The organism is Pseudoduganella sp. RAF53_2, assembly GCF_052113985.1.
Taxonomy (GTDB): domain Bacteria; phylum Pseudomonadota; class Gammaproteobacteria; order Burkholderiales; family Burkholderiaceae_D; genus Rugamonas.
In genome coordinates, this window is record NZ_JBFRDW010000812.1 from 1 (window position 1) to 2,294 (window position 2,294).

The 2,294-nt window shown below is 60.4% G+C and carries 2 protein-coding genes and 1 pseudogene; all 3 read left to right on the forward strand.

All coding sequences use genetic code 11. The features are described 5' to 3' along the window. Positions 1 to 453 (forward strand): polyhydroxyalkanoate synthesis repressor PhaR (locus AB4Z11_RS29800; RefSeq protein ID WP_442029512.1); only part of this gene is annotated, 453 nt, incomplete at its 5' end. A gap of 193 nt (positions 454 to 646) precedes the next feature. Next, the gene (gene rimO, locus AB4Z11_RS29805; RefSeq protein WP_442029514.1) at positions 647 to 2,038 is read left to right on the forward strand and encodes a 30S ribosomal protein S12 methylthiotransferase RimO; all 1,392 of its coding nucleotides are present in this window, start codon (positions 647 to 649) and stop codon (positions 2,036 to 2,038) included. Positions 2,039 to 2,113: 75 nt separating this feature from the next. Beyond that, positions 2,114 to 2,294, forward strand: a pseudogene (locus AB4Z11_RS29810) (cystathionine beta-lyase); the annotation flags it as partial.

Consider the following 2,294-nt stretch of genomic DNA (forward strand, 5'->3'; position numbering starts at 1 on the left):
CTCGTGCTCGACGCGGAAGACTTCACGGTCGTCGACGCCAAATCGAATGAAGACCTGACCCGCAGCATCCTGCTCCAGATTATTCTGGAAGAAGAGGCCAGCGGCGCGCCGATGTTTTCGACCGATATGCTGGCCCAGATCATCCGCTACTACGGCCACGCCATGCAGGGCATGATGGGTTCTTATCTCGAAAAGAATATCCAGGCCTTTACCGAAATCCAGCGCAAATTCACCGCCAGCGCGGCCAATCTGGATGGCAAGGCCTTCAGCCCGGAAATGTGGACCCAGTTCATGAACGTCCAGGCCCCGATCATGCAGGGCATGATGAACAACTACATCGACCAGAGCAAGAGCCTGTTCGTGCAGATGCAGGAACAGATGCAGAACCAGAGCAAAAATCTGTTCAGCGCCTTCCCGTTCATGACGCCCCCGCCGTCGAACGACAAGAAATAAATGCAAACCGGCCGCTGGCCGGTTTTTTATTGGCAGGCTTAAACCCGGTGGCTGACACTCGCCATCGTCGGCCTCGGCGGACCCGTGTGCAACAAAGCCAGTGTCAGCCACCTGCTCGGGGCCGCAGGTTTCATTATGCGCCGCCGGCGCAATGATATAATGCTCGATTGCGCCCGATTTTCAGTTATCTCCCATGCAATCCAAGCCACTCTCCCGCATCACCCCCACCGAAGGCGCTCCGGCCCCGAAGGTAGGCTTCGTTTCCCTCGGCTGCCCCAAAGCGCTGGTCGACTCCGAGCAGATCCTGACCCAGCTGCGTGCCGAAGGCTACGAAACCGCGAAATCCTATGATGGCGCCGACCTGGTGATCGTCAACACCTGCGGCTTCATTGACGCCGCCGTGCAGGAATCGCTGGAYGCGATCGGCGAGGCGCTSGCYGARAACGGYAAGGTCATTGTGACCGGCTGCCTGGGCGCGAAGAAGGACACGGATGGCCAGGACCTGATCCAGAAAATCCACCCGAAAGTGCTGGCCGTGACCGGTCCGCACGCCGTGGGCGAGGTGATGGCCGAAGTCCACACCCACCTGCCGAAGCCGCACGAGCCCTTCATCGACCTGCTGCCACCGCAGGGCGTGAAGCTGACGCCGAAGCACTACGCTTACCTGAAGATTTCCGAAGGCTGCAACCACCGCTGCTCCTTCTGCATCATCCCGTCGATGCGCGGCGATCTGGTGTCGCGTCCGATCGCTGAACTGATGCTGGAAGCAGAGAACCTGTTCAAGGCCGGCGTGAAAGAACTGCTGGTGATTTCGCAGGACACTTCCGCTTACGGCGTGGACGTGAAATTCCGCTCCGGCTTCTGGAACGGCCGTCCGGTGAAGACCCACATGACCCAGCTGACCCAGGCCCTGGGCGAGCTGGCCAAGCAGTACGGCGCGTGGGTGCGCCTGCACTACGTCTACCCGTATCCGCATGTGGACGAAATCATCCCGATGATGAGCGGCGGCCACGTGCTGCCTTACCTGGACGTGCCGATGCAGCACGCGCATCCTGATGTGCTGAAGCGCATGAAGCGTCCGGCTTCCGGCGAGAAGAACCTGGAGCGCATCCTGAAGTGGCGCGAGATGAATCCTGAGCTGGTGATCCGCTCGACCTTCATCGCCGGCTTCCCTGGCGAAACCGAAGCCGAATTTGAATACCTGCTGGACTTCCTGAAAGAAGCGCAGATCGACCGCCTGGGCTGCTTCGCCTACTCGCCGGTGGAAGGTGCGACCGCGAACGACATCGCTAATCCAGTGCCGGAAGAAGTGCGCGAAGAGCGCCGCGGCCGCGTCATGCTGCTGCAGGAAGAGATTTCCCGCAAGCGCCTGCAGGCCAAGGTCGGCAAGACCATCAAGGTCCTGATCGACGAACTGACCCCAAGCGGCGCAGTTGGCCGTTCCGCTGCCGATGCGCCGGAAATCGATGGCGTGGTGCACGTGAAGCGTCCATACGAACCGCACAAGAAGCTGGCAGTCGGCCAGTTCTTCGACGTCGAAATCACCCGCGCAGACGCGCATGACCTGTGGGGCGAGGCGCTCTGAAACCAAGGGCGTAACCCAGGTGGCTGCCACGATGTGGCAGCCACCAGCTTCACGCCTGTGGTTTAAAATGTGCAAATGACCTCCAAGCACCTCCAAACCCAGCTAATCCACACCGATTACACCGCTCCGGAAGGCTTCGCGGCCTTTCCGAGCGCGATCCATCATGCGTCGACAGTCCTGTTCAAGGACGTGGCGGCCATGCGCTCCGGCGACTGGAAAGAAAAGAACGCCTATACCTACGGTCTGCATGGCACGC